The organism is Mycobacterium sp. (genome assembly GCF_035314665.1).
Taxonomy (GTDB): Bacteria; Actinomycetota; Actinomycetes; order Mycobacteriales; family Mycobacteriaceae; genus Mycobacterium.
In genome coordinates, this window is the sequence record NZ_DATFZD010000305.1 from 1 (window position 1) to 4,389 (window position 4,389).

Here is a 4,389-nt window from a genome sequence, read left to right on the forward strand (position 1 = left end):
CCAGCTGAAACCCCGCACGCTGGCTCTTCGGACAAGTCACTTCCCGGGCCCACCAGCAACCACCATACAATGGTAATCACAACCGCTCTCTTGACACAGAGAGGCGCCGTCTAGGCCGGGGCGATGCCGTTCAGCTCGCAACCACCACGATCACACCGGGCGGCTGGTCGGCGACTTCAGGAATCCGCGGTTGGACGGGCGCTTTCAATAGCTGACCCACGGCATCGGCGGTTTCACGTTCGCCCGGCCCGTTGCCGAAGTACACGGTGGTGGCCGAGACGTTGGGCAGCGACAGGTTGTCGACCGCTGTGACGTTGTAGCCGCCCTGCTTCAGCTGGTCGGCGGTGCGCCCGGCGATCCCCTGTTGGCTGGAAATGTTGTAGACCCGTACATCTGCTTTTACCGCAGGTTTCGCCGAGGTTTTCGGCGCCATGGTGCTCGTCGTCACAGTTGATCCCGACGAGTCGTCGTCGGAGTTGGAGCCCGATCCCATCGCTTGGAATCCCACCAGCAAAAAAATGACACCAAGAAACAGCAACACCATGACCATGGCCCGCAGGGGTAGCCCGGTCGAGTCGGGAACGCGCTCATTCATTGACGTCACTGTATCTAGGAGTGCGCCAAAACCCACACCGACGCTCAGCGGGCGGGTAATACCTCAGGTGACTTCGAAGCCCAGCCGTCGCGCAGCCCGCGCCTTCTGCCGACTGGCACGCAGCCGTCGGAGCCGTTTGACCAGCATCGGGTCCGCCGCCAATGCTTCGGGCCGGTCGACCAAAGCATTCAGCACCTGGTAGTAGCGCGTGGCCGACATAGCAAACAACTCTTTGATGGCTTCTTCTTTCGCGCCGGCGTATTTCCACCATTGGCGCTCGAACGCCAAAATGTCATGTTCGCGGCGGGTTAGCCCATCGGCGAGTTCTGAGTCGTCCCCCGATCGATTAGCCCGCGCCATAGCGCTGTCCATATCGCTTCCTCGACCCTTTCGGCGAATTCTCGAATGCTCGCTGCTCCGGCGAATATTCAACCACGCTGACAACTGTTGACCCCGCACCCAAGCCCGCGAGTCGGCTGCCTAGGTGAGATTGCCTGCCGCAGGCCCACTCCGCAACAACAGTGCTTAAGCTTGCCGGTCATGGCAGTCGTACCCATTCGCATCGCGGGAGATCCGGTCCTGCACGCCCCGACCAAACCCGTGCCGGTCGGCGCGGACGGCTCACTGCCGACCGAATTAGCCGATTTGATCACCACGCTGTACGACACCATGGACGCCGCCTACGGGGTTGGCCTGGCCGCCAACCAGATCGGCGTCGACTTGCGGGTATTCGTCTACGACTGCGCCGACGAGCGCGGCCAATCGGCGCGGCGGCGCGGTGTGGTCGTCAACCCCGCGCTGGAGACCTCCGAAATTCCCGAGACGATGCCCGACCCGGACAACGACGACGAGGGCTGCCTATCGGTGCCAGGTGAGTCGTTTCCGACCGGGCGGGCCAAGTGGGCCCGCGTCACCGGGCTCGACGCCAATGGCAGCCCGATCACCCTTGAGGGCGAGGGGTTATTCGCTCGGATGCTCCAGCACGAGACTGGGCATCTGGACGGATTCCTGTATCTGGACCGCTTGGTCGGCCGGCATGCCCGCGCCGCGAAACGTGCGGTCAAATCTCACGGCTGGGGCGTTCCCGGGTTGTCGTGGACACCGGGCGAAGGGCCGGACCCGTTCGGCCACTGATGGTTTCGTGGCCTCCACCCGGTACCAGGGTGACCGTGCGTTACCGTCGGCCCGCCGGGTCCGTCCCGCCACTGACCGACGCGGTGGGCCATCTCCTGGACATCGAGCCGGTGGTGCGGGTGCAGACGAAAACCGGGACGGTCGTCCAGTTTGCGCCCGCGGATGCGATCGCGGTGCGGGTGCTGAGCGATGCGCCGGTGCGCACCTCGCAGATCCGCGCGCTCGAGCACGCCGCCGCGCTCGCATGGCCGGGCGTGGAACAGCATTGGCTGGACGGCTGGCTGCTGCGCGCAGGACGCGGCGTCACGTTGCGCGCGAATTCCGCTGTGCCGCTTGATATTTCTTCCAGTTCAGCCGCGATACCGGCGATCGTCGACTGGTACACCCGGCGAGGGCTGATCCCACGGCTGGCGATCGCCGACCGCCTGCTGCGGATGCCCGGCGTGGGCGAACAGGCCAACGCCGTGCTGGTGCGCGACGTTTCCAGCGCCGCGCCCGACCCATCGGTCCGGATCTCGGGCCGCCCGGACGACGCCTGGCTGCGGCTCTACCGCCGCGAGGTCCCCATTGACGTACTGACCGCCGTCGTCGATGGCGAGCTGGCGTTCGGGATGCATGCGGAGCTGGCGGTGGCACGAGCTTCGGTGACCGAGGCCCCGGATGGCACCCGCTGGGTGGGGCTGTCGGAGCTGCGGGTAGCAGACCAGGGCGCCGGGCTCGCGCTGTGCGAAGCCCTGCTGGCATGGGGGGCGGCTCGTGGTGCGACCCGCGGCTACGTCCGGGTTCTCGACGACGATCACGCCGCCGCCGGCCTGGCCCATTCGGTGGGCTTCGCGCTGCATCACACCGCGCGCTACTTCGCGGCGACGACGTAGGGTCGGGCCATGCGGCTGGCCACCTGGAACGTGAACTCGATCCGCTCCCGGTTGGACCGGGTACTCGATTGGCTGAAGCGCGCCGAGGTCGACGTGCTGGCCATGCAAGAGACCAAATGCGCCGACGACCAGTTTCCGACGATGCCGTTCCTGGAACTCGGCTACGAGGTGGCGCATTGCGGGTTCAACCAGTGGAACGGCGTGGCAATCGCATCGCGAGTCGGCCTCGACATCGTCGAGGTCGGCTTCGACGGCCAGCCGAGCTGGAGCAGTAAGCCGGACCTGGCGGCCGCGGCCGAAGCCCGCGCCCTGGCCGCCACCTGCGCGGGGGTTCGGGTGTGGAGCCTCTACGTGCCCAACGGCCGCGCCCTGGATGACCCGCACTACACATACAAACTGAATTGGCTTGCCGCACTCCGCGACACAGCCGAGGCCTGGCTACGTGACGACCCTGCTGCCCAGATTGCGTTAGTCGGCGACTGGAACATCGCCCCGACCGATGACGACGTCTGGAGTGTCGAATTCTTCCAGGGCGCCACACATGTCTCGGAACCCGAGCGCAAAGCGTTTGACGCTATCGTCAGCGCTCAATTCGTAGATGTCGTAAGGCCTTTCACTCCCGGTCCCGGGGTCTACACCTACTGGGACTACACTCAGCTGCGGTTCCCGAGAAGAGAGGGAATGCGCATCGACTTCATCCTCGCCTCCCCCGCGCTGGCCGGCCGGGTCACTGACGCCCAGATCGTCCGGGAGGAACGTAAAGGCAAGGCGCCCAGCGACCACGCGCCTGTTTTGGTGGATCTGCGCGCAGATTGACGTGTATAAAAATCCCTCGCGGGTATTCATCTCTTGTTCATTTTCCAAACAAGGCCATAAGATTGCCGGATGCTGCGCAATATCGTGACGGTTCCATGAACTTTGCGAGTGTGCGCGTATACAGCCGCCGCCAGTGTGGCCTGCAGCGGGTACAGAATCACGGCCTCAACAACAATTCATCAGGGAGTCATCATGGGTGTCGTTAACGGCGCCGTACACAGCGTTACTCGAACGGCGGGCCGCGCCGCGGCAGCCACCACCGCGGCTGCAGGTGCAGTGGGCGGCGCCGCGGTGAACGGGGTCGTCGGCGCCGTGACCGGAGCCGCAGAGGGCGTGCAGCGCGGGATCGGCAAGGGTAGCCATTCCACACCGGCAGCAGCGCTGACGCTGGGCGCACTCGGCGTCGCCGGTCTGCTCGAGTGGCCGGTGGTGCTGGCGATCGGCGGCGGCGCATTGCTGCTGCGGCAGCTGAACAACGGGCATTCCAACGGCTCGCCCACGGCGTCGGTCACACCGGTGAGGGCGGTGCCGACCAAGTCGACCAGCTCGGCATCGCCACGCAAATCTCCGGCCAAGCGGGCACCGGCACGGTCGCGCGGCACACAGTCGCGCACCCGCCGCTAATCCCCCGGTTGGGTACCGTCAGAACAGTGCGAGCATCTCCGCTGCGCGCGGTCGCGCTGGGCTTTCAGGTAACGTCCGCACTGGTCGGCGCCACCGCACACACCGCAGCGAGCGCCGCCGAATCCCTGGGCACAGTCGCCTCAACCGGTCTGACCATGGCCGCGATCCCGGTTCGAGAAGGTGTCAAAGCGCTGTCGGACGGACTGCCCACGCCCACGTTGACTCGGCATAGCTGGCGCGGCAGGGGACGCGCGTGGATTGAGGTCCGCGGCCTCGACGGCCCGCGCGGCAACGAGCTTGGGCGCGCCGTGGTCGACGCCGTCCTCGCCCTCCCCGGCGTCACGT

Annotated in this window: 7 protein-coding genes; 5 read left to right on the forward strand and 2 right to left on the reverse strand. The window is 66.1% G+C overall.

Annotation, left to right across the window (positions count from 1 at the left end; translation table 11 throughout):
• Positions 1-130 precede the first annotated feature (130 nt).
• Complete coding sequence (locus VKI00_RS21460) at positions 131-595, reverse strand: LytR C-terminal domain-containing protein (protein ID WP_324440995.1); 465 nt, start codon at positions 593-595, stop codon at positions 131-133.
• 63 nt (positions 596-658) lie between these two features.
• Positions 659-967, reverse strand: coding sequence for a DUF3263 domain-containing protein (locus VKI00_RS21465; protein ID WP_324440997.1), 309 nt, complete (start codon positions 965-967; stop codon positions 659-661).
• Positions 968-1,135: 168 nt separating this feature from the next.
• Here VKI00_RS21465 and VKI00_RS21470 point away from each other — a divergent pair, with 168 nt between their 5' ends.
• The 5 genes from VKI00_RS21470 to VKI00_RS21490 form a co-directional block, all read left to right on the forward strand.
• The gene (locus VKI00_RS21470; RefSeq protein WP_324440999.1) at positions 1,136-1,729 is read left to right on the forward strand and encodes a peptide deformylase; all 594 of its coding nucleotides are present in this window, start codon (positions 1,136-1,138) and stop codon (positions 1,727-1,729) included.
• A complete protein-coding gene (locus VKI00_RS21475; RefSeq protein WP_324441001.1) occupies positions 1,729-2,604 on the forward strand; it encodes an N-acetylglutamate synthase, CG3035 family in 876 nt (291 codons plus the stop codon). The genes VKI00_RS21470 and VKI00_RS21475 overlap by 1 nt, the downstream gene beginning before the upstream one ends.
• 9 nt (positions 2,605-2,613) lie before the next feature.
• Positions 2,614-3,420, forward strand: a complete 807-nt coding sequence (locus tag VKI00_RS21480; RefSeq protein ID WP_324441004.1) for an exodeoxyribonuclease III — start codon at positions 2,614-2,616, stop codon at positions 3,418-3,420.
• A gap of 192 nt (positions 3,421-3,612) precedes the next feature.
• Positions 3,613-4,044 carry a hypothetical protein gene (locus tag VKI00_RS21485; protein ID WP_324441006.1) on the forward strand — a complete coding sequence of 144 codons (432 nt, stop codon included), beginning with the start codon at positions 3,613-3,615 and terminating at the stop codon, positions 4,042-4,044.
• A 26-nt stretch (positions 4,045-4,070) separates the two neighbouring features.
• Positions 4,071-4,389 (forward strand): hypothetical protein (locus VKI00_RS21490; protein WP_324441008.1); only part of this gene is annotated, 319 nt, incomplete at its 3' end.

What these genes read in the sequence shown, in the direction of transcription:
- VKI00_RS21460 (WP_324440995.1), bottom strand. Translation starts at nt 595, where the DNA reads ATGAATGAGCGCGTTCCCGACTCGACCGGGCTACCCCTGCGGGCCATG.
- VKI00_RS21465 (WP_324440997.1), bottom strand. Translation starts at nt 967, where the DNA reads ATGGACAGCGCTATGGCGCGGGCTAATCGATCGGGGGACGACTCAGAA.
- VKI00_RS21470 (WP_324440999.1), top strand. Translation starts at nt 1,136, where the DNA reads ATGGCAGTCGTACCCATTCGCATCGCGGGAGATCCGGTCCTGCACGCC.
- VKI00_RS21475 (WP_324441001.1), top strand. Translation starts at nt 1,729, where the DNA reads ATGGTTTCGTGGCCTCCACCCGGTACCAGGGTGACCGTGCGTTACCGT.
- VKI00_RS21480 (WP_324441004.1), top strand. Translation starts at nt 2,614, where the DNA reads ATGCGGCTGGCCACCTGGAACGTGAACTCGATCCGCTCCCGGTTGGAC.
- VKI00_RS21485 (WP_324441006.1), top strand. Translation starts at nt 3,613, where the DNA reads ATGGGTGTCGTTAACGGCGCCGTACACAGCGTTACTCGAACGGCGGGC.